Source organism: Pseudomonas fakonensis (assembly GCF_019139895.1).
GTDB lineage: Bacteria > Pseudomonadota > Gammaproteobacteria > Pseudomonadales > Pseudomonadaceae > Aquipseudomonas > Aquipseudomonas fakonensis.
Genome location: NZ_CP077076.1, coordinates 5,214,969 through 5,234,313, shown reverse-complemented (window position 1 = coordinate 5,234,313; position 19,345 = coordinate 5,214,969). Strand labels below are relative to the sequence as shown.

Genomic DNA, 19,345 nt, shown 5'->3' with positions numbered 1-19,345 from the left:
TCTCAGCTGGTGAACGCCCGGCCCAGGCCAAGGGCACTGAGGGCGCGGCGGTAGGCAGTTGAGGAGCGGTCGGCGGGGATGTGAATTTCCAGCGACAGGTCCAGCGGCAGGTCTTCGGGGCGGCACAGTTCGACGATGTCGCGGTCCTCTTCGAACACCTGGCGGTTGAAGGCGTACACGTCGTCCAGCGGCAGGTGGTGGTCGAAGTTGCGGGTGATGGCGCAGAACATGCGGGTCTTGCGCGCCGAGATCGGGCTGGCGGCGTTGAGGATCACCAGCTGGTGCGCGGGCTCGGGGAAGTTGACCGCCAGGCGCGCGGTGAAGGGCGCGTACACGTCGAAGGTGCGCTTCCATTCGAAGCCCTCCGGCGCGCGGTGCTGCAGGCTCTTGGGGAAGTTGCTGACGGTGCTGGTGTACTCGGCATGCACACCGTACGGCGTCACTTCAGCGCGGTAGCTGGGCACCACCGGGTTGTCGCGCTCGGCAAAGGCTTCGTGGTGAATCCAGGCGAAGTGGGCGACGTCGATGAAGCCTTCGACCTGGCGCCCGGCGGAGGCGGCGATGTCGATCGACGGCGGCAGGATGCGCTGGTAGCTGCTGTCGTGCCAGGTGGGCATCTGCGCAAAGGGCGCGTCGTCGCCGGCCATCAGCACCCATACCAGGCCGAACTCTTCGCGGGCGCGGTACATCTGGATGCGGTGGCGTTCGGTCAGGTTGGCGTTGGGTTCGGAGGGGATGCGCGTGCAGCGGCCATCGGTGCCGAAGTGCAGGCCGTGGTAGGGGCAGATGATGTTCTCGCCCTGCACCCAGCCTTTGCTCAGCGGCGCGCCGCGGTGGCTGCAGATGTCGCGGGCGGCGTTGAGCTTGCCGCCGGCGCGGTACAGCACGATGGGTTCGTCGAGCAGGGTGACGGCGTAGGGCGTGTCGCCCACTTCGGCGCTGAAGGCCACGGGGTGCCAGTGCTGGGTGAGGATTTCGCGGTCGTGGGGGGCGAAGGTGCTGGAGCGGGTGATGGGGTTCCAGGTGATGTCCTGGCAGGCGATGACGGCGGTGTTCATTGTTGTTCTCCTTTGACGGCAGCCGGGCGCTTGGGGCCGGGCCGTGTGTGCAGGAGACATGCTAGGGAGTTGCCGCGGCTGGACCCATGGGCGCAGGCGCATGTGCAACATATGACTTTTGTTATGCCGCAAAGCATCGCGGGGAAAGTTCACGACCACGGTATCGCGTATCCGCGGGCAAAGGTTTTTAGCAGTTCATCATGATTCGCGTTGTTTCCGGATTTTCTTACATACCAGGTTTCAGTTTCCCGGTGAAATGAGTCGATGGCATAGCGTGATGAGTGGCAGATATGTTGGGTGTTAGGAGTGTTCTTGCGATAGGTGCACACCCGGACGACCTCGAACTCGGTTGTGGTGCAACCTTGGCCAAGTTGGTTGCCGCCGGTGTGCGTGTACGGGCGCTGGTACTTTCGGAGGGATTTCACGGGGCCGAAAGAGGTTTACATGACCGTTGTACTGAAACCCGTTCGGCGTTGCATATTCTGGGTGTGACGGATGTCGTGCAGGCCCGCCTGCCGGACACGTCATTACCCAAAGTCATGTCAAACATCATTGCGATCATCGAAGCGCAATGCGCGGACTTCAAGCCGGACCGCGTCTACACAATGTTCGAACATGATCGCCATCAGGATCACCGTGCCGTGTATGAGGCCAGCATCGTGGCTTGCCGCGGTATATCGCAAATATTGAGTTATGAAACCCCGAGCGCCTGGCCAAACTTCATGCCGGTGGTTTTCGAACCTGTCGAAGATTTTATGGCGCTCAAGGTCTCTGCGCTGCAATGCCATGCCAGTCAGGCGCACCGCCCTTACATGCGTGAACAGCAAGTGAGGTGTAATGCCCAATTTCGTGGTCATCAAGTAGGCCTTGGGCCGAGCGAGGGATTTGTCCCTTACAAGTTTGTCTTATGAGGTTTGCGTGGAATTCTTTTTTTTTGCGATGTGCCTGGTGGTGGTAATTTACTTTGTATTTCACCTACGGCGAAAACCCAGCGAACGTTTACATTCGATCGATGTGATAATTCCCGCGTTCAATGAAGCACCCTGCCTGGAACAGTCAGTCCGTAACTTATTGCTCAACCCCTATGTCCAGCGTGTGATCTGTGTCAATGATGGCTCCACCGATGGGACTGCCGATGTGCTGGTCCGCTTGTTGGCTGATTGCGGCGATCGCTTGGTAGTGGTTCATCAGCCCAACACCGGAAAGGGCGGGGCGTTGATGAATGGCTTGAAACATGTGACGGCTGCGCAGGTGTTTCTCACGGACGCCGATACCTATGTCGCCCCTGACAGCAACGGGTTGGGTTATCTGCTGGCTGAAATCGAGAGAGGGGCGGATGCCGTCGGTGGAATCCCCTCTTCCAATTTGCGGGGCGCGGGATTGTTACCCAATATCCGGGCAACAGTGAAGTTTCCGATGATTGCCATCAAACGGACATTCCAACAGTTGCTCGGCGGCGCACCCTTCATCATCTCTGGCGCATGCGGCATGTTCAAGACCGAGGTGCTGCGCACGCATGGCTTCTCGGACCGTACCAAAGTGGAGGACCTGGACCTGACCTGGACCCTGGTCGCGAACGGCTACAAGGTGCGTCAGGTCAATCGCTGTGTGGTGTATCCACAAGAGTGCAGCCGACCTGGGGAGGAGTGGAAGCGGTGGCGACGCTGGATTGTCGGCTATGCGGTTTGTATGCGCTTGCATCGGCGCCTGTTGCTCACACGATTTGGCGTGATGAGCATCCTGCCGATGATGCTGGTCGTGCTTTACGGTGTCGTAAGTTATTCAATTGTCTGGAGCGCTTCGGTGATAACGCATGGTGCGATGTATGGAGTAGCACTGGCGCTGTTCCCTTTGCTGTGGATGCTGGTTGTTTCAATGTTGGGCTTGATCAGTGCTATCCATCATCGGCGGTTCTGGCTGATACCGTTGGCGCCGCTTTCGATCATCTATGTTTTGTTGTCTTACAGTATATGGATCATTCACGGTATTAAGGGACTGTTGACCGGGCGAGAGCCTGTGCGTGATAAGCCGACGCGGTATTCGCATGTGGTGGGTTGAGCTGCAACGGCAGGCATCTAAGTTTGAAAGGCTAGAAGCTTATATTCATCCGAATGCCAAGGTTGCGCCTACCGCTATGCTCGTGGGCTCTGTCCGCGTAGAGGAGGGCGCCATCATCTGCCATGGTGCTTATATCGAGGGCCCTGTCGTCATTGGTAAAAATTGCAGGGTCGGTAACTACTCGATGATTCGCGGTTCCACCTCGCTGGCAAGTGGCGTCCGTTTGGGATTTGGCGTTGAAATAAAGAATGCCATTATTGGTTGTGATGTATCCATTGGTCCCCAGTGCTTTGTGGCTGATAGCAAGATCGAACACGGAGCTTATCTAGGTGCGCAAGTACGTACCAGTAATCACCGGCTTGATCGCCAAGCAGTCAAGGTGTGGCTGGGTGGGGAGCTGGTGGATACCGGCATGGAAAAACTTGGCTGCTTTATCGGTGCAGGTGCTTCATTAGGCATTCAAACAATTGTGCTGCCGGGGCGGATGGTGGCTCCCGGGTCGTTGTTTGCACCCGGCCTCGTCATTGAAAAAAATCTTCCTTCAGGGCGCTACCGAATCAAGCAACAGCTTGAGCAGTTTTAAGTTTATAAGGGCTATTAATGAAAAAAGTACCACGTCTTACTTTTGTCGCTCTCCTGATCGGGTCTGCTTCGGTTCAGGCAGCGGACAGTTGGGTGACGGCAGAACTGTCACATACCCATTATTCGGGGGATTTCGGCGAGCGCGATATTCTGTGGGCCGAGTACGGGCACCGGTTTGGCGTCAATACCGTGGTGTTGAAGGCATTTGGCGGCTCCCGGGAATATGAGAAGGGTGCTTCCTTCAATGATGCCGGCTTGTCGGGGACCTTTTATCGTCACTGGAGCGATAAGCTCTCGACACGGACCCACCTGGCTTTCTCGAAAGATGATCCCGTGTTCGCCACGCGGCAATACGATCAGGAATTCTCATACAAGGCATTCGAAAATACGTTGGTCTCCGTAGGCGCCAAGCATACCAAGTATGCGGGTGGGGTTGAGTCCAACGCTTGGTATGCCTCTACTGCCTACTACTTCGATCGGATCATGCTGCGCTACCGCTATACGCATTCCAACCTGTCGGGAATCGATAACAGCCATGGTCATCTGATCACGGTCAAACTCAAGGACCGTCAGGGGGCAGGCTCTACTCAACTTTGGTTCGGGCAAGGAACGTCGGTACATGAATATGACTGGTCGCCTGTCGTGCAGAAAGGCGATCACAAATCCATCGCATTGAACCGGGTTCAGCCTGTTACCCAGAGCACTACGTTGAATGTTGGGCTGGCGCAGGAGTGGTTCGACACCCCGACTAGCGACTATAAAGCCCTGACCGGCAAGCTGGGGGTCACCTACCGCTGGTGAGATTTGATTGGCCTGGCAAGAAAAGAAAAACCCCTTGAGGTCATGTGCCTCAAGGGGTTTTTTACGCCATTGGCCTGGGGCTACTGGCTTAGACGTTAAAGCGGAAGTGCATCACGTCACCGTCCTTGACGATGTAGTCCTTGCCTTCCAGGCGCCATTTGCCGGCTTCCTTGGCACCGCTCTCACCCTTGAACTGGATGAAGTCGTCATAGGCGACCACTTCGGCGCGGATGAAGCCTTTTTCGAAGTCGGTGTGGATCACGCCGGCGGCCTGTGGTGCGGTGGCACCTACGCGTACGGTCCAGGCGCGAACTTCCTGCACGCCTGCGGTGAAGTAGGTCTGCAGGTTGAGCAGCTCGTAGCCGGCGCGGATCACGCGGTTCAGGCCAGGCTCTTCCAGGCCCAGGGCCTCGAGGAACATGTCCTTCTCTTCGCCGTCGTCCAGCTCGGCGATTTCGGCTTCGATCTTGTTGCACACCGGTACCACCACCGCGCCTTCTTCTTCGGCGATGGCCTTGACCACGTCCAGGTGCGGGTTGTTGTCGAAGCCGTCTTCGGCCACGTTGGCGATGTACATCACCGGCTTGCTGGTCAGCAGGTGGAAGCCGCGGATCAGCGCCTTCTCGTCATCAGCCATGTTCTTCATCAGGCTGCGCGCCGGCTTGCCTTCGGTGAAGTGCGGGATCAGCTTCTCGAGAATGGCCTTTTGCGCCAGGGCTTCCTTGTCGCCACCCTTGGCGTTGCGGGCAACCTTCTGCAGTTGCTTTTCGCAGCTGTCGAGGTCGGCGAAGATCAGTTCGAGGTCGATGATCTCGATGTCGCGCTTGGGGTCGACGCTGTTGGAAACGTGGATCACGTTCTCGTCTTCGAAGCAGCGCACCACGTGGGCGATGGCATCGGTCTCGCGGATGTTGGCGAGGAACTTGTTGCCCAGGCCTTCACCTTTCGACGCGCCGGCCACCAGGCCTGCAATGTCGACGAACTCCATGGTGGTCGGCAGGATGCGGTTCGGTTTGACGATCTCGGCCAGTGCCGCCAGGCGTGCGTCGGGCATCGGCACGATGCCGCTGTTCGGCTCGATGGTGCAGAAGGGGAAGTTCTCCGCCGCGATGCCGGACTTGGTCAGGGCGTTGAACAGGGTGGACTTGCCGACGTTGGGCAGGCCGACGATGCCGCAATTGAAACCCATGGAAATTCCCCTTTAGAGAGTTGTCAGGCCTTCTGGCTGTGCAGCTCGCGCATCGCTTTGGCGAAGTCGCCAGTGAGCACGTCCGGCAGCACGCCGAGGGCAAAATCGATGCTGGCGTCGAGCTTCTCCTGCTCGGCGCGCGGCGCGCGGCCCAGGACGAAGTTGGAGACCAGCCTGGCGTCGCCCGGGTGGCCAATGCCAAGCCGCAGGCGGTGGAAGTCGTTCTGGTTGCCGAGCTGCGCGATGATGTCGCGCAGGCCGTTATGCCCGCCGTGGCCGCCGCCCTTCTTGAGCTTGGCGACGCCAGGAGGCAGGTCGAGTTCGTCGTGGGCCACCAGAATGGCGTCCGGTTTGATCCGGAAGAAATTCGCCAATGCCGCCACGGCCTGGCCGCTGCGGTTCATGTAGGTGGTGGGGATCAACAGACGAACATCGTTGCCCTGATGGCTGAATTTAGCCGTCAGGCCGAAATACTTTTTGTCAGCAGTCAGCGATACGCGCTGGGCACTGGCAATGCGTTCAACGAAAAGAGCCCCTGCGTTATGCCGGGTCTGTTCGTATTCGGGGCCGGGGTTACCCAGGCCAACGATCAACTGGATGGCGGTCACGTCAGGGGCTCTTCCTTGGTGTTGGTGGGTTACGGTGCGCGCGGCACTGTAACCCGATCAACGCCGGCGTGCGAGTGGATTACTCGGCAGCGCCTTCAGCAGCGTCAGCGGCTACGCGCGGGGCGTGGACGTTGGCAACAGCTTTGTCATCACCGTGGGCCAGAGCGACGAACTCTACGCCTTTCGGAGCTTTCAGGTCCGACAGGTGGATGATGGTGCCGACTTCGGCGTTGGCCAGGTCGACTTCGATGAACTCAGGCAGGTCTTTGGCTTCGCAGGAAACTTCGATCTCGGAAACGACGTGCGAGATTTCGCCGCCTTTCTTGACCGGGGCTTCTTCGCCGACGAAGTGAACCGGTACCTTGGCGGTCAGTTTCTGGCCAGCAACGACGCGAACGAAGTCGGCGTGCATGATGAAGCCTTTGGCCGGGTGACGCTGCATGGCCTTGACCACGACGTTTTGCTTGGCGCCATCGACGTTCAGTTCGATAACGTGGCTGAAGGCAGCTTCGTTTTCGAACAGCTTGGCGATTTCCTTGGCCACGATGGTCAGGGATTGGGCTTCTTTATCGCCACCGTAAACAACGGCAGGGATGTTGGCGGAGTGACGCAGGCGGCGGCTCGCACCTTTCCCCAGGTCAGTACGCGCTTGGGCGTTCAGGATGAAGTCAGTCATTTTGTTTCTCCAAAATAGCCTCCCGAAAGGCGTTTGCGACCAGCGCCGGACGGGGATGGCAAAAAAGCCCCGCCCCAACAGGTGTTGGGGCGGGGCGCTTCATATCAACACGTGGTCCGCTTAGCGGAACATCGCGCTGATCGATTCTTCATTGCTGATGCGACGCATCGCTTCAGCCACAACCGGTGCGATATCCAGCTGACGGATACGGTCACAGGCTTGAGCAGCGGCGGACAGCGGAACGGTGTTGGTCACCACCAGCTCGTCCAGTACCGACTTCTCGATGTTCTCGATTGCGCGGCCCGACAGGACAGGGTGCGTGCAGTAGGCGTAAACCTTGGCAGCGCCGTGTTCTTTCAGGGCCTTGGCCGCGTGGCACAGGGTGCCGGCGGTGTCGACCATGTCGTCGACCAGGATGCAGGTGCGACCTTCGACATCACCGATAATGTGCATCACTTCGGAGTGATTGGCCTTTTCGCGGCGTTTGTCGATGATACCCAGGTCGACGCCCAGGGACTTGGCGACGGCGCGGGCACGCACCACACCACCGATGTCCGGGGAGACGATCATCAGGTTCTCGAAACGCTGGTCTTCGATGTCGTCGACCAGTACGGGCGAGCCGTAGATGTTGTCGACGGGGATATCGAAGAAGCCCTGGATCTGGTCAGCGTGCAGGTCGACGGTGAGAACACGGTCGATACCCACGACAGTGAGCATGTCAGCGACGACTTTGGCGCTGATGGCTACACGTGCCGAACGCGGACGGCGGTCCTGGCGGGCGTATCCGAAGTAAGGAATCACGGCGGTGATTCGCGACGCTGAGGAGCGGCGGAAGGCGTCGGCCATCACTACCAGTTCCATCAGGTTGTCGTTGGTTGGGGCACAGGTCGGCTGAATGATGAAGACGTCTTTACCGCGAACGTTTTCGTTGATTTCAGCACTGATCTCGCCGTCGGAGAATTTACCGACAGACACATCACCCAGTGGAATATGCAGCTGACGTACGACACGCCGAGCCAGATCGGGGTTGGCATTCCCCGTGAAGACCATCATCTTGGACACGCGCAGTACCTGAAGGCTGAGGGTAACCTGGATGAATAGAAGAAATGGCAGGGGCGGCTGGATTCGAACCAACGCATGGCAGGATCAAAACCTGCTGCCTTACCGCTTGGCGACGCCCCTGTATCTGTTGCTGCGAACGCTTATGCGCTCGACTTCTTGAGCAGGCTCTGCAGCTTGCGATGCAACATCGAAACGTTGCTTCCTTTCGCCACAAACCCTGTTTGGGTCTCTGAAAGAAGGGCCAGAACTCTATCAGCTTCGGCTTTGCTTGGGAAGGCCCCAAAAACACAACTTCCAGTGCCGGTCATTCGAGCTTCGGTGTATTTACCCAGTGAATTCAACGCATTGCGAACTTCTGGATAACGCTGCTCTACCACCGGTTGGCAGTCATTTCGACTGTTTCCCTCGGGAACGGGGCGCATCTTAAGGGGGAGGGAATCACGTGTCAACTCTGGATGCGAAAAAATTTCCGCTGTGCTGACAGACACTTGCGGCACCAGTACGACATACCAGGGTTCTTGGGGGGCGACCGGGGTCAGTTGCTCGCCCACGCCCTGGGCAAACGCCGCGTGGCCACGCACGAACACCGGCACGTCGGCGCCTAGGGTCAGGCCCAGTGCGGCCAGGCGGTCTTCACTCCAATCCAGTTGCCACAGGTGGGCCAGGCCCAGCAGGGTGGTGGCGGCGTCGGAGCTGCCGCCGCCGATGCCGCCACCCATGGGCAGCACCTTGTGCAGCCAGATGTCGGCGCCAAGCGCTGTGCCGGTCTGCTGCTGCAGCAGGCGCGCGGCGCGCACGATCAGGTTGCTGTCGTGGGGCACGCCGTCGATCTCGGTGTTCAGGCGTATCTGGCCGTCGCCACGCAGGGCAAAACCCAGTTCGTCAGCGTGGTCGAGAAACTGGAACACGGTTTCCAGCTCGTGGTAACCGTCCGGGCGCCGGCCGGTGATGTGCAGCCACAGGTTGAGCTTGGCCGGGGCCGGGAGCAGCAGCTGTTCCATGGTTTCAGTGCCCCAGCTGGCGCGGTTGCCAGTCCTTCACTACCAGCGTCACGTCGATGTTCTCGCCGTGCAGCTTCAGGCGCTCGGGCAGCCAGTAGCCGTTCTGCTCGGTATAGCTGAGGTATTCGACCTGCCAGCCGTCCTGGGTCAGGGCGGCCAGGCGGCTGTCGCCGTCCAGGGTCAGTTGGCTTTTGCTGTCGGGGGCCGGCAGGCCGCGCACCCACCACACCAGGTGTGACACCGGCAGGCGCCAACCGAGCTGTTCTTCCAGCAGCGCTTCAGGGTTTTCGGCTTGATAGCGGCCCTGGTTGGCCACCTCCAGCGTGACGCCGCCGGGGCGCCCGGTCAGGCGTGCGGCGCCGCGGCCCAGCGGGCCGGCCAGGCGGATGTCGTAGTAGTCCTGGCGCTGTAGCCAGAACAGCGTGCCGCTGCCCGAGTCACGCGGGGCGCGGATACCGACCTTGCCGTTGATCTGCCAGCCGTCGAGGGTGCTCAGCTGCTGCTTGTGCTCGCGCCACTGTTGCGGGTTGCCCTGGCCGCGTACGGCTTCTTTGCTGCCGAAACCGGCGCAGCCGGCCAGCAGGGCGATGAGGGTGAAGGTAATGCAATGGCGCAGCAGCATGGTTTACAGGCTCTCGGATCCGGTCAGGCGCAGCAAGGTCTTGCGCAGGATGGGGCTGTCGGGCTGGGCTTCGAAGCCCTTGGCCCAGAACTGGCGGGCTTCGCGGCGCTTGCCGTTGGCCCACAGCACTTCGCCCAGGTGGGCGGCCACTTCATGGTCGGGGAAGCGCTCGAAGGCCTGGCGCAACAGGCGCTCGGCTTCATCGAGCTTGCCCATGCGGTAGTTGACCCAGCCCAGGCTGTCGAGCACGGCCGGGTCGTCCGGGGTCAGCTGGTGGGCCTTGTCGATCAGTGCCTTGGCTTCGGCGTAGCGCGTGGTGCGGTCGGCCAGGGTGTAGCCCAGGGCGTTCAGGGCCATGGCGTTTTCCGGCTCGCGGGCGATGATCGCGCGCAGGTCCTTCTCCATTTCCGGCAGGTCGTCGCGTTTTTCGGCGAGCATGGCACGGGTGTAGAGCAGGTTGAGGTCGTCGGGGTAGCGCTTGATCGCCTGTTGCAGCACCTGGTCGGCCTGGGCCTCCTTGGCGTTGTTGCCCAGGCTCTCGGCTTCGATCAGGTACAGCTGGATGGCGTAGTCGGGCTGCGCTTCGCGGGCTTCGGCAAGCAGGCGCGAGGCCTCGGCGCTGCGGCCGTTGGCGATGAGAATGTCGGCCTGGCGCAGCTGCGCCGGCAGGTAGTCCGGGCCGGCACCGACCAGGGCGTATTCACGCAGGGCTGAAGCCGGCAGGCCGCGCTCCTCGCGGATGCGGCCGAGGTTGAAGTGGGCGGCGTCGGCATTGCTGTCGCGCTCGACCATTTCCTGCAGGTAGCCCTCGGCTTCGTCCCAGTGCTTGGTTTCCATGCACACCAGGGCCAGCGAATAGCGCACCTCGTCGTCTTCGGGGTACTGCTGCAGCAGGCTTTCGAACTCGGCTTTGGCGTCATCGATGCGGTCCTGCTCGACCAGGGTGCGTGCATAGGTCAGGCGCAGGCGCTTGTCGTCGGGGTTGTCGCGGATCGCACCGCGCAGCAGCGGCAGCGCTTCCGGGCCACGGTCCATGGCCTGCAAAAGGCGGGCGCGCAGCAGGATCGGGGCGATCTCGCCGTTTTGCGGCGGGTGTGCCTCGAGCAGGTCGAGTGCTTGCTCGGGCTTGTTGTCCTGGTTCAGCAGCAGCGCCTTGCCGAACACCAGCTGGCCGTTGTCGGGGTATTTCACCAGCAGGCGGTCGAAGCTCTGCATCAGGCCGTCGCGGGTGCTTTGGTCGGTTTCGGCGGCGGACAGCGCGAGGAAGTCGAAATGGGTGTCGCCCTGGCCCTGCAGGACCTTCTCCATGTACACCATGGAGTCGTCGTAGCGCCCGGCGCGGGCCAGCTGAATGGCGGCGGCGCGCTGGGCGTCGAGGTTTTGCGGGTCGTTGCGGGCCCAGATCAGCGCGCTGTCCAAGGCCGGCTCGTCAGCACCAAGGTATTCGGCAATGCGGTAGGCGCGCTCGGAAACCCCTGGGTCCTGGGTTTTTTCCGCCTGGTCGGCGTAGTTGGCCAGGGCGATGTCGAAGCGGTTGCGCTGGCCGGCAAGCTCTGCCACCAGCAGGCTGTACAGGGTGTCCTGCTTGAACGAGCCGTACACCACCGGTTTTTCCGCCTGCTTGTCGGCGTCGGCGGGCGACTGGGCGTCCGTCTTCGGGGCCAGGCTCTGGCAGCCTTGAAGCAGGGCGAGGGCGAGCAGCAGTGCGTAGGATTTATTCATATGAGGCTTAATAAAGAGGCTCAACCGGCGGTCGGAGCATGATGACACAAGCGCCGTGGCAAACCCACCCGCGCAACGTCCGGTTAACTGCGACCATGGCGGGGTGGGGGTGGTTCCGATCAGGGCCCCTGTGGGAGCCGGCTTGCCGGTGCCATCCACTGCCTGCTCGGGCCCCATCGCCGGCAAGCCGGCTCCTACAGATAATTGCGTCATGGCAGCACAATAGCGAACGGTGGTTGTTCTGGAACCTGCGAAGTAGGACAATTATCGGCTTCACGTCCCAACCAGCGACCTTGCATGGCCTTTCTTGCACTTGGTATCAACCATAAGACTGCCTCGGTAGACGTACGCGAGCGCGTGGCGTTTACCCCAGAGCAACTGGTCGACGCCCTGCAGCAGCTCTGCCGACTGACCGCCAGCCGCGAGGCGGCGATCCTGTCCACCTGCAACCGCAGCGAGCTTTATATAGAGCAGGACCACCTGTCCGCCGATGCCGTGCTGCAATGGCTGGCCGACTATCACCGGCTGAGCCTGGACGAACTGCGCGCCAGCGCCTACGTCCACGAAGAGCACGATGCGGTCAAGCACATGATGCGTGTGGCCTCGGGCCTGGACTCGCTGGTGCTGGGCGAGCCGCAGATTCTCGGCCAGATGAAGTCGGCCTATGCCGTGGCACGTGAAGCCGGCACTGTCGGGCCGCTGCTCGGGCGGCTGTTCCAGGCCACCTTCAGCGCCGCCAAGCAGGTGCGCACCGACACTGCCATCGGCGAAAACCCGGTGTCGGTGGCCTTTGCCGCAGTGAGCCTGGCCCGGCAGATCTTCTCCGACCTGGGCCGCAGCCAGGCGCTGCTGATTGGTGCCGGCGAAACCATCACCCTGGTGGCCCGCCACCTGCACGAGCAGGGCGTGCGCCGCATCGTCGTGGCCAACCGCACGCTGGAACGGGCAAGCATTCTTGCCGAGCAGTTCGGCGCCCACGCGGTGCTGCTGTCGGATATCCCCCAGGAGCTGGCCAACAGCGATATCGTCATCAGCTCCACCGCCAGCCAACTGCCGATTCTGGGCAAGGGTGCGGTGGAAAGCGCGCTGAAGCAGCGCAGGCACAAGCCGATCTTCATGGTCGACATCGCCGTGCCGCGGGATATCGAGCCGCAGGTAGGGGACCTTGACGACGTGTACCTGTACACCGTCGACGACCTTCACGAAGTGGTGGCCGAAAACCTCAAGAGCCGCCAGGGTGCGGCCCAGGCCGCCGAAGAGCTGGTTTCGGTCGGCGCTGATGACTTCATGGTGCGCCTGCGCGAGCTGGCCGCAGTGGATGTGCTCAAGGCTTACCGCCAGCAAAGCGAGCGCCTGCGTGACGAAGAACTGCAAAAGGCCCTGCGCTTGCTGGGCAATGGCTCCAACCCCGAAGACGTGCTGATGCAGCTGGCCCGGGGCCTGACCAACAAGCTGCTGCATGCCCCCAGCGTGCAACTGAAAAAGCTCTCTGCCGAAGGCCGCCTCGATGCGCTGGCCATGGCCCAGGAACTCTTTGCCCTCAACGAGGGCTCGACGGACAAACCCCCGCAATGAAAGCGTCGCTGCTGAACAAACTGGACACGCTCCAGGACCGCTTCGAGGAACTCACCGCCCTGCTCGGTGACGCCGAAGTCATTTCCGACCAGACGCGCTTTCGCGCCTACTCCCGCGAGTACGCCGAAGTCGAGCCGGTGATCGGCGCCTATAAAGAGTGGCGCAAGGTGCAGGACGACCTGGAGGGCGCCCAGGCGCTGCTCAAGGACGCCGACCCTGACCTGCGCGAAATGGCCGTGGAAGAAGTGCGCGAGGCCAAGGAGCAACTGGTGGGCCTGGAGTCGCAGCTGCAGCGAATGCTGCTGCCCAAGGACCCCAACGACGGGCGCAACGTGTTCCTCGAAATCCGTGCCGGTACCGGTGGCGACGAGGCGGCGATCTTCTCCGGCGACCTGTTCCGCATGTACTCGCGCTATGCCGAAAAGCGCGGCTGGCGCCTGGAGATCCTCTCTGAAAACGAGGGTGAACACGGCGGCTACAAAGAGATCATCGCCCGGGTCGAGGGCGACAGCGTGTACGGCAAGCTCAAGTTCGAGTCTGGCGCGCACCGTGTGCAGCGCGTGCCCGAGACCGAGTCGCAAGGCCGTATCCACACCTCGGCGTGCACCGTGGCGGTGTTGCCCGAGCCCGACGAGCAGGTAGCCATCGAGATCAATCCGGCCGACCTGCGGGTGGATACCTACCGCGCCTCTGGCGCCGGCGGCCAGCACGTCAACAAGACCGACTCGGCGATCCGCATCACCCACTTGCCCACCGGTATCGTGGTGGAGTGCCAGGAGGAGCGTTCGCAGCACAAGAACCGTGCCCGCGCCATGTCCTGGCTGTCGGCCAAGCTCAACGACATGCAGACCAGCGCCGCGCAGAACGCCATCGCCAGCGAGCGCAAGCTGCTGGTGGGCTCGGGCGACCGCTCCGAGCGCATCCGTACCTACAACTACCCGCAGGGTCGGGTCACCGACCACCGCATCAACCTCACCCTCTACTCCCTGGACGACATCCTTGCCGGTGGCGTGGATGCGGTGATCGAGCCGCTGCTGGCCGAATACCAGGCCGATCAGCTGGCCGCGCTGGGGGACTGACATGACCATCATCGCCAGCCTGCTGCGCAACGCGCAGCTGCCGGAATCGCCCTCCGAGCGCCTGGACGCCGAGCTGCTGCTGGCCGCAGCCCTGGGCAAGTCGCGCAGCTACCTGCACACCTGGCCCGAGCGCATCGTCAGCAGCGAGGCGGCCGAAATCTACGCCGGTTACCTCGCGCGGCGTCGCGCGGGTGAGCCGGTGGCCTACATTCTGGGCCAGCAGGGCTTCTGGAAGCTCGACCTGGAGGTGGCGCCGCACACGCTGATCCCGCGCCCGGACACCGAGCTGCTGGTGGAAACCGCGCTGGAGCTGGTGCCGGCCAAACCGGCCCGGGTGCTCGACCTCGGTACCGGCACCGGTGCGATCGCCCTGGCCTTGGCCAGCGAGTGCCCGGCCTGGCAGGTGACGGCGCTCGACCGTGTCGACGAGGCCGTGGCCCTGGCCGAGCGCAACCGCCAGCGCCTGGGGCTGGGCAATGTGCAGGTGCGTACCAGCCACTGGTACAGCGCGCTGGCCGGCGAGCGTTTCGACCTGATTCTGAGCAACCCGCCCTACATCCGCGCTGCCGACCCGCACCTGGCCGAAGGCGACGTGCGTTTTGAGCCCAGCAGTGCTTTGGTAGCCGGTGAAGACGGCCTGGACGATTTGCGGCTGATCGTTGCCCAGGCCCCGCAACACCTGCTGCCCGGCGGTTGGCTGTTGCTCGAGCACGGTTACGACCAGGCCGCGCAGGTGCGCGAGCTGCTCGCTGCCGCCGGTTTCATCGAGGTGGCCAGCCGTATCGACTTGGGCGGGCATGAGCGCATCAGCCTGGGGCGCCTGCCATGCTGAGTGACCAGGAGCTGCTGCGCTACAGCCGTCAGATTCTGCTGTCGCAGGTGGATATCGACGGCCAGTTGCGCCTGAAACACGGCAAGGCCCTGGTAATCGGCCTTGGCGGCCTGGGCTCGCCGGTGGCGTTGTACCTGGCGGCAGCCGGTGTCGGCGAACTGCACCTGGCCGACTTCGATACCGTCGACCTTACCAACCTGCAACGCCAGGTCATCCACGACAACGCCAGCGTCGGCATGAGCAAGGTGGATTCGGCGATCCAGCGCCTGCAGGCGATCAACCCCGAGGTCGCGCTGATCGCCCATCGCCAGGCGCTGGACGAAGACTCGCTGGCCGCGGCCGTTGCCGCGGTGGACGTGGTGCTCGACTGCTCCGACAACTTCGGCACCCGCGAGGCGGTCAACGCCGCCTGCGTGGCAGCCGGCAAGCCACTGGTCAGTGGTGCGGCGATCCGCCTCGAAGGCCAGCTGTCGGTGTTCGACACCCGGCGTGACAACAGCCCCTGCTACCACTGCCTGTACGGCCATGGCAGCGAGGCCGAGCTGACCTGTAGCGAGGCCGGCGTGCTTGGCCCGCTGGTGGGCCTGGTGGGCAGCCTGCAGGCGCTGGAGGCGCTCAAGCTGCTGGCCGGTTTCGGCGAGCCGCTGGTGGGCCGCCTGCTGCTGATCGACGCCTTGAGCACCCGTATGCGCGAGCTGCGGGTCAAGCGCGACCCGGCCTGCGCCGTGTGCGCCAGCCGCCATGGCTGAACGTTCGGCGCCGGTGGGCGTGATGGACTCGGGGGTCGGCGGCTTGTCGGTGCTCGCCGAGATCCAGCGCCTGCTGCCCAACGAGTCCTTGCTGTACGTGGCTGACAGCGGCCACGTGCCCTACGGCGAGAAAACCCCCGACTACATTCGCCAGCGCCTGCGCCATATCGCCGGGTTCTTCCACCAGCAGGGCGCCAAGGCCATGGTGCTGGCCTGCAACACCGCCACCGTGGCGGCGGTGGCCGACCTGCGTGAGCGCTACCCGCACTGGCCACTGGTGGGCATGGAACCTGCGGTCAAACCGGCGGCAGCGGCCACCCGCTCCGGCGTGGTCGGCGTGCTGGCCACCACCGGCACCCTGCAAAGTGCCAAGTTCGCCGCCTTGCTCGACCGCTTCGCAAGTGACGTGCAGGTAATCACCCAGCCGTGCCCGGGCCTGGTCGAGCGCATCGAGGCCGGCGACCTGGCCAGCCCCATGCTGCGCGAGCTGCTGGCCGGTTACTTGCAACCGCTGCTGGCGGCGGGCTGCGACACGGTGATTCTCGGCTGCACGCATTACCCCTTCCTGCGCCCGCTGCTGGCCGGCATGGTCCCGGCCGAGGTGGCGATCATCGACACCGGCGCCGCCGTGGCGCGGCAACTGCAACGGTTGCTGGGCGCCCGCGGGCTGTTGGCCGAAGGGCCGGCGCGGGCTACCCGGTTCTGGAGCAGCGCCGACCCAGGCAACCTGGAAAACGTCCTGCCGCTGTTGTGGCATACACCCGACAGCGTGCAACGCTTGCCGATGTGAAAGAAGTGTGAAAAGTGGGTGGAACTATCGTTCCATCGCCGGTTTCTACCTTTCAGCCTGCGCGCCAGGCGAACACTGACAACAACATCAGGAAGAAGGGTGTTTCTCATGAAGAAACTCTGTGTTTTGGCGGCGGTTGCCGCTGTTTCGCTGGGGCAGGTATTGGCCGTTCAGGCCGCAGACATTTCGTTTTCGGTAGGGCAGACCGGTGATTCGAGCATGGTCTACCGCCTGGGGCTGCAAACGAACTGGGATGCCAGCTGGTGGCAGACCAGCGTCGGGCGCCTGACAGGCTATTGGGATGGGGCCTACAGCTACTGGGACGGTGACAAGACTGCCAGCAACCACAGCCTGTCGTTTGCACCGGTGTTCGTCTATGAGTTTGCCGGCGAGTCGGTGAAGCCTTACATCGAGGCCGGTATTGGTGTGGCGGCGTTCTCCAGCACCGAGCTTGAGAGCAATGAGCTCGGTTCATCGTTCCAGTTCGAGGACCGCATCGGTTTCGGCCTGCGTTTTGCCGGGGGCCATGAGGTGGGAGTTCGCGCCATTCACTACTCCAATGCCGGCATCAAGCAACCCAACGATGGGGTGGAGAGCTACGCGCTGCATTACCGCATGGCGCTGTAGCGGCGTAGCGCTGCCCGCCGGTGCCATCGACCGCGGCGCCTGCTTCGCGGCTAAAGCCGCTCTCACAGGGATTGCATAAGCTTCAGGTCCGTGCCGTACCTGTAGGAGCCGGCTTGCCGGCGATGAGGCCGGTTCAAGCAGCACAAGACAGTTGCTCCTACAGGTATCGCGCCGGTTACGCTACTCAGGCAGCGGCCACAGCCTGTCGGGCCTGAGCACCTCAAGCACCAGCTCCGGCTGACGCAACTCCAGCCGTTCGATCAGCTCCTGGGCCGTGCGCTCGGGCGTCCAGTCCTCAGCTATGGCCAGGGGCAGCGGGCTGTTCAGCGGCTGTGGGGCCACCAGCGTCAGGTCGATGCCCAGGGCTTTGAGGGTGGCGCGTTGATCGCGCAGCCATTGCACCAGGCTGTTGCTGGCGGACACCGGCTGGGTCGGGTGGTACAGCTGTTGTGCGGTATAGCGGCTGAGCACGGCCATTACTTGCGGCCGGTCGCCCTTTGCCAGCAATGGCAAGGCGGCTTTCAGGCACAGTTCGGTCGCCTTGAAATTGCTGGTGGCAATCGCTTCGAAGACTTGCCCGGCATCCAGCCCTGCTTGCAGGTAATCGCAGGCCCCGGCATTGATCACCAGACGGTCGAGGGCGCCCCAGGCTTGTTGCAGGCCAAGGCCGGCAGCCTCGGCCTGGCCGCTATCGTGCAACTGGCCTGGCAGGCGCAGCAGTTGCCCGCCTGCCTGATCGCCCAATGAGTCAAGTGCCTGGCCATCCCTACCGCTGGCGGCAATCCGGTGCCCGTGTACGAGCGCCCGGTTCACCAGGGCCAGACCTAGTCCATCGGCGGCCCCTGTAACCCAGAAACGGCGTGAAATGCTCAATTCAAATCCCCTGATCCTGCCAGCCGGACAGGCCTTTGAAGGCCTCCAGCGCCCGCTGGCGACTACTGTCGAGATCGACTATCGGACGTGCATAGGAATTAGTAGCAAAGAGGTCAGCGGATTTCACCGGAAAATGTATTAATTTTTCACTTTGGCCGTGCAATTCGGGCAGCCAGTGCCGGATGAATAGGCCCTGCGCGTCAAAACGCTGCGATTGAGTGACCGGGTTGAAGATCCGAAAGTACGGCACTGCATCGGTGCCGGTGGAGGCGCTCCACTGCCAACCGCCGTTGTTGGCGGCCAGGTCGCCGTCGATCAGGTGGCGCATGAAGTGCCGCTCGCCTTCGCGCCAGTCGATCAGCAGGTTCTTGCTGAGGAACATGGCAACGATCATGCGCAGGCGGTTGTGCATCCAGCCGGTGTGCAGCAGCTGGCGCATCGCCGCGTCGATGATCGGGAAACCGGTGCGGCCGTCTTTCCAGGCTTGCAGGTCATCCGGCGCGTCGCGCCAGGGCAGGTGCTCGGTGTGGGCGCGGAAAGCGCGGTGCCGGGACACCTGTGGATAACCCACCAGAATGTGCTTGTAGAACTCGCGCCAGAGCAGCTCGTTGACCCAGGTCTGCACCCCGGCGTTACCGCTGTCGAACTCGCCGTGGTTGCTGGCAAGGGCCGCGTGCAGGCACTGGCGCGGCGAGATCACCCCGGCAGCAAGATAAGGCGAAAGCTGGCTGGTGCCTTGCTTGGCCGGCAGGTCGCGCTGTTGCGGGTAGTCCGCGACGCGTTCGTCGATGAAGCGGGCCAGGCGCTGGTGGGCTTCGTCTTCGCCGGCCGGCCAGTGTTCGCGCAGTGCCCGCGGGGTGCCTTCGAAGCCTTCGATGTGCTGCGGGATCGGGTCGCTGTCGATGGCCAGCGGGGCCTGGGCCTTCACCTGCGCGGCGCGGGCCGGCAGGCTGCGGTGCAGGTGCTCCAGGCACACCCGTTTGAACTGGCTGAACACCTGAAAATAATGGCCGGCGCGGGTGAGGATGGTGCCGGGCTGGAACAGCAACTGGTCGAGGTGGCCGTGGGCGGCGATGCCTTCGTCCTGCAAGCGCTGATGGGTGGCCTGGTCGCGTTGGGCCTCGTTGACCCCGTACTCGTCGTTCCAGTGCACTGCCTCGATGCCATGCTGGCGGCAGACGTCCAGCACGGTCTGCGGCACATCGGCCCAGGTGTCGGTGTGGCGCACCAGCAGCGGGATGTTCAGCGCCTGCAGGCCTTCACGCAGCTGGCGCAGGTTACGCAGCCAGAAGTCCACCTTGCAGGCGGCATCGTCATGGGCCTGCCACTGGCCGGGGCTGGCAACCCACAAGGCGATGGTCGGCCCGCGCTGGCAGGCGGCCGCCAGGGCGGTGTTGTCGTCGATGCGCAGGTCGCTGCGCAGCCAGATCAATTGCATGGG

Annotated in this window: 20 protein-coding genes and 1 tRNA gene; 10 read left to right on the top strand and 11 right to left on the bottom strand. The window is 62.8% G+C overall.

Going from position 1 to position 19,345, the window contains the following annotated elements; all coding sequences use genetic code 11:
- Positions 1-2 precede the first annotated feature (2 nt).
- Positions 3-1,058, bottom strand: coding sequence for a Rieske 2Fe-2S domain-containing protein (locus KSS94_RS23080; RefSeq protein WP_217840358.1), 1,056 nt, complete (start codon positions 1,056-1,058; stop codon positions 3-5).
- A 290-nt stretch (positions 1,059-1,348) separates the two neighbouring features.
- Between KSS94_RS23080 and KSS94_RS23075 the strand changes: the two genes are divergently transcribed.
- Genes KSS94_RS23075 through KSS94_RS23060 form a run of 4 tightly spaced genes read left to right on the top strand, consistent with a single transcriptional unit; the run spans position 1,349 to position 4,499 of the window.
- Complete coding sequence (locus KSS94_RS23075; protein ID WP_225935914.1) at positions 1,349-1,969, top strand: PIG-L deacetylase family protein; 621 nt, start codon at positions 1,349-1,351, stop codon at positions 1,967-1,969.
- 7 nt (positions 1,970-1,976) lie between these two features.
- Positions 1,977-3,116, top strand: coding sequence for a glycosyltransferase family 2 protein (locus KSS94_RS23070; RefSeq protein WP_217840356.1), 1,140 nt, complete (start codon positions 1,977-1,979; stop codon positions 3,114-3,116).
- Complete coding sequence (locus tag KSS94_RS23065) at positions 3,103-3,699, top strand: hypothetical protein (protein ID WP_217840355.1); 597 nt, start codon at positions 3,103-3,105, stop codon at positions 3,697-3,699. The genes KSS94_RS23070 and KSS94_RS23065 overlap by 14 nt, the downstream gene beginning before the upstream one ends.
- A 17-nt stretch (positions 3,700-3,716) precedes the next feature.
- Positions 3,717-4,499: a YaiO family outer membrane beta-barrel protein gene (locus KSS94_RS23060; RefSeq protein ID WP_217840354.1), complete on the top strand. Its 783-nt coding sequence runs from the start codon at positions 3,717-3,719 to the stop codon at positions 4,497-4,499.
- A gap of 88 nt (positions 4,500-4,587) precedes the next feature.
- Here KSS94_RS23060 and ychF read toward each other — a convergent pair whose 3' ends face one another.
- The 8 genes from ychF to KSS94_RS23020 form a co-directional block, all read right to left on the bottom strand.
- Complete coding sequence (ychF, locus tag KSS94_RS23055; RefSeq protein WP_201174506.1) at positions 4,588-5,688, bottom strand: redox-regulated ATPase YchF; 1,101 nt, start codon at positions 5,686-5,688, stop codon at positions 4,588-4,590.
- Between the two features lie 23 nt (positions 5,689-5,711).
- Entirely contained in the window at positions 5,712-6,296 is a 585-nt protein-coding gene (pth, locus tag KSS94_RS23050) for an aminoacyl-tRNA hydrolase (protein ID WP_217840353.1), read from the bottom strand.
- A gap of 79 nt (positions 6,297-6,375) precedes the next feature.
- Positions 6,376-6,972 carry a 50S ribosomal protein L25/general stress protein Ctc gene (locus tag KSS94_RS23045; RefSeq protein ID WP_217840352.1) on the bottom strand — a complete coding sequence of 199 codons (597 nt, stop codon included), beginning with the start codon at positions 6,970-6,972 and terminating at the stop codon, positions 6,376-6,378.
- Between the two features lie 120 nt (positions 6,973-7,092).
- Positions 7,093-8,034: a ribose-phosphate pyrophosphokinase gene (locus KSS94_RS23040; RefSeq protein ID WP_217840351.1), complete on the bottom strand. Its 942-nt coding sequence runs from the start codon at positions 8,032-8,034 to the stop codon at positions 7,093-7,095.
- A 45-nt stretch (positions 8,035-8,079) separates the two neighbouring features.
- Positions 8,080-8,154 (bottom strand) — tRNA-Gln (locus tag KSS94_RS23035).
- Positions 8,155-8,174: 20 nt separating this feature from the next.
- Positions 8,175-9,035 carry a 4-(cytidine 5'-diphospho)-2-C-methyl-D-erythritol kinase gene (gene ispE, locus KSS94_RS23030; RefSeq protein ID WP_217840350.1) on the bottom strand — a complete coding sequence of 287 codons (861 nt, stop codon included), beginning with the start codon at positions 9,033-9,035 and terminating at the stop codon, positions 8,175-8,177.
- A gap of 4 nt (positions 9,036-9,039) precedes the next feature.
- The gene (gene lolB, locus KSS94_RS23025) at positions 9,040-9,657 is read right to left on the bottom strand and encodes a lipoprotein insertase outer membrane protein LolB (protein WP_217840349.1); all 618 of its coding nucleotides are present in this window, start codon (positions 9,655-9,657) and stop codon (positions 9,040-9,042) included.
- A 3-nt stretch (positions 9,658-9,660) separates the two neighbouring features.
- A complete protein-coding gene (locus KSS94_RS23020) occupies positions 9,661-11,379 on the bottom strand; it encodes a tetratricopeptide repeat protein (RefSeq protein WP_217840348.1) in 1,719 nt (572 codons plus the stop codon).
- 297 nt (positions 11,380-11,676) lie between these two features.
- On the opposite strand from KSS94_RS23020, the gene hemA reads away from it, so the two are divergent.
- The 6 genes from hemA to KSS94_RS22990 all read left to right on the top strand — a co-directional run bounded on the left by hemA (position 11,677) and on the right by KSS94_RS22990 (position 17,031).
- A complete protein-coding gene (gene hemA, locus KSS94_RS23015; protein WP_217840347.1) occupies positions 11,677-12,954 on the top strand; it encodes a glutamyl-tRNA reductase in 1,278 nt (425 codons plus the stop codon).
- Entirely contained in the window at positions 12,951-14,033 is a 1,083-nt protein-coding gene (prfA, locus tag KSS94_RS23010) for a peptide chain release factor 1 (protein ID WP_186662811.1), read from the top strand. The genes hemA and prfA overlap by 4 nt, the downstream gene beginning before the upstream one ends.
- Before the next feature lies 1 nt (position 14,034).
- Entirely contained in the window at positions 14,035-14,865 is an 831-nt protein-coding gene (prmC, locus tag KSS94_RS23005) for a peptide chain release factor N(5)-glutamine methyltransferase (RefSeq protein ID WP_217840346.1), read from the top strand.
- Positions 14,859-15,614, top strand: coding sequence for a molybdopterin-synthase adenylyltransferase MoeB (locus tag KSS94_RS23000; protein WP_217840345.1), 756 nt, complete (start codon positions 14,859-14,861; stop codon positions 15,612-15,614). Before prmC ends, KSS94_RS23000 begins: the two co-directional genes overlap by 7 nt.
- Entirely contained in the window at positions 15,607-16,404 is a 798-nt protein-coding gene (murI, locus tag KSS94_RS22995; RefSeq protein WP_217840344.1) for a glutamate racemase, read from the top strand. The genes KSS94_RS23000 and murI overlap by 8 nt, the downstream gene beginning before the upstream one ends.
- Positions 16,405-16,512: 108 nt before the next feature.
- Entirely contained in the window at positions 16,513-17,031 is a 519-nt protein-coding gene (locus tag KSS94_RS22990) for an acyloxyacyl hydrolase (protein ID WP_217840343.1), read from the top strand.
- A gap of 180 nt (positions 17,032-17,211) precedes the next feature.
- On the opposite strand, the gene KSS94_RS22985 is transcribed toward KSS94_RS22990, so the two are convergent.
- Together KSS94_RS22985 and phrB are read right to left on the bottom strand one after the other, a co-directional pair.
- Positions 17,212-17,904, bottom strand: coding sequence for an SDR family NAD(P)-dependent oxidoreductase (locus KSS94_RS22985; protein ID WP_217840342.1), 693 nt, complete (start codon positions 17,902-17,904; stop codon positions 17,212-17,214).
- Between the two features lies 1 nt (position 17,905).
- Positions 17,906-19,342, bottom strand: coding sequence for a deoxyribodipyrimidine photo-lyase (gene phrB, locus KSS94_RS22980; protein WP_217840341.1), 1,437 nt, complete (start codon positions 19,340-19,342; stop codon positions 17,906-17,908).
- Positions 19,343-19,345: the final 3 nt, after the last annotated feature.

What these genes read in the sequence shown, in the direction of transcription:
- KSS94_RS23080 (WP_217840358.1), bottom strand. Translation starts at nt 1,058, where the DNA reads ATGAACACCGCCGTCATCGCCTGCCAGGACATCACCTGGAACCCCATC.
- KSS94_RS23075 (WP_225935914.1), top strand. Translation starts at nt 1,349, where the DNA reads ATGTTGGGTGTTAGGAGTGTTCTTGCGATAGGTGCACACCCGGACGAC.
- KSS94_RS23065 (WP_217840355.1), top strand. Translation starts at nt 3,103, where the DNA reads ATGTGGTGGGTTGAGCTGCAACGGCAGGCATCTAAGTTTGAAAGGCTA.
- KSS94_RS23060 (WP_217840354.1), top strand. Translation starts at nt 3,717, where the DNA reads ATGAAAAAAGTACCACGTCTTACTTTTGTCGCTCTCCTGATCGGGTCT.
- ychF (WP_201174506.1), bottom strand. Translation starts at nt 5,688, where the DNA reads ATGGGTTTCAATTGCGGCATCGTCGGCCTGCCCAACGTCGGCAAGTCC.
- KSS94_RS23045 (WP_217840352.1), bottom strand. Translation starts at nt 6,972, where the DNA reads ATGACTGACTTCATCCTGAACGCCCAAGCGCGTACTGACCTGGGGAAA.
- ispE (WP_217840350.1), bottom strand. Translation starts at nt 9,035, where the DNA reads ATGGAACAGCTGCTGCTCCCGGCCCCGGCCAAGCTCAACCTGTGGCTG.
- lolB (WP_217840349.1), bottom strand. Translation starts at nt 9,657, where the DNA reads ATGCTGCTGCGCCATTGCATTACCTTCACCCTCATCGCCCTGCTGGCC.
- KSS94_RS23020 (WP_217840348.1), bottom strand. Translation starts at nt 11,379, where the DNA reads ATGAATAAATCCTACGCACTGCTGCTCGCCCTCGCCCTGCTTCAAGGC.
- hemA (WP_217840347.1), top strand. Translation starts at nt 11,677, where the DNA reads ATGGCCTTTCTTGCACTTGGTATCAACCATAAGACTGCCTCGGTAGAC.
- prfA (WP_186662811.1), top strand. Translation starts at nt 12,951, where the DNA reads ATGAAAGCGTCGCTGCTGAACAAACTGGACACGCTCCAGGACCGCTTC.
- prmC (WP_217840346.1), top strand. Translation starts at nt 14,035, where the DNA reads ATGACCATCATCGCCAGCCTGCTGCGCAACGCGCAGCTGCCGGAATCG.
- KSS94_RS23000 (WP_217840345.1), top strand. Translation starts at nt 14,859, where the DNA reads ATGCTGAGTGACCAGGAGCTGCTGCGCTACAGCCGTCAGATTCTGCTG.
- murI (WP_217840344.1), top strand. Translation starts at nt 15,607, where the DNA reads ATGGCTGAACGTTCGGCGCCGGTGGGCGTGATGGACTCGGGGGTCGGC.
- KSS94_RS22990 (WP_217840343.1), top strand. Translation starts at nt 16,513, where the DNA reads ATGAAGAAACTCTGTGTTTTGGCGGCGGTTGCCGCTGTTTCGCTGGGG.
- phrB (WP_217840341.1), bottom strand. Translation starts at nt 19,342, where the DNA reads ATGCAATTGATCTGGCTGCGCAGCGACCTGCGCATCGACGACAACACC.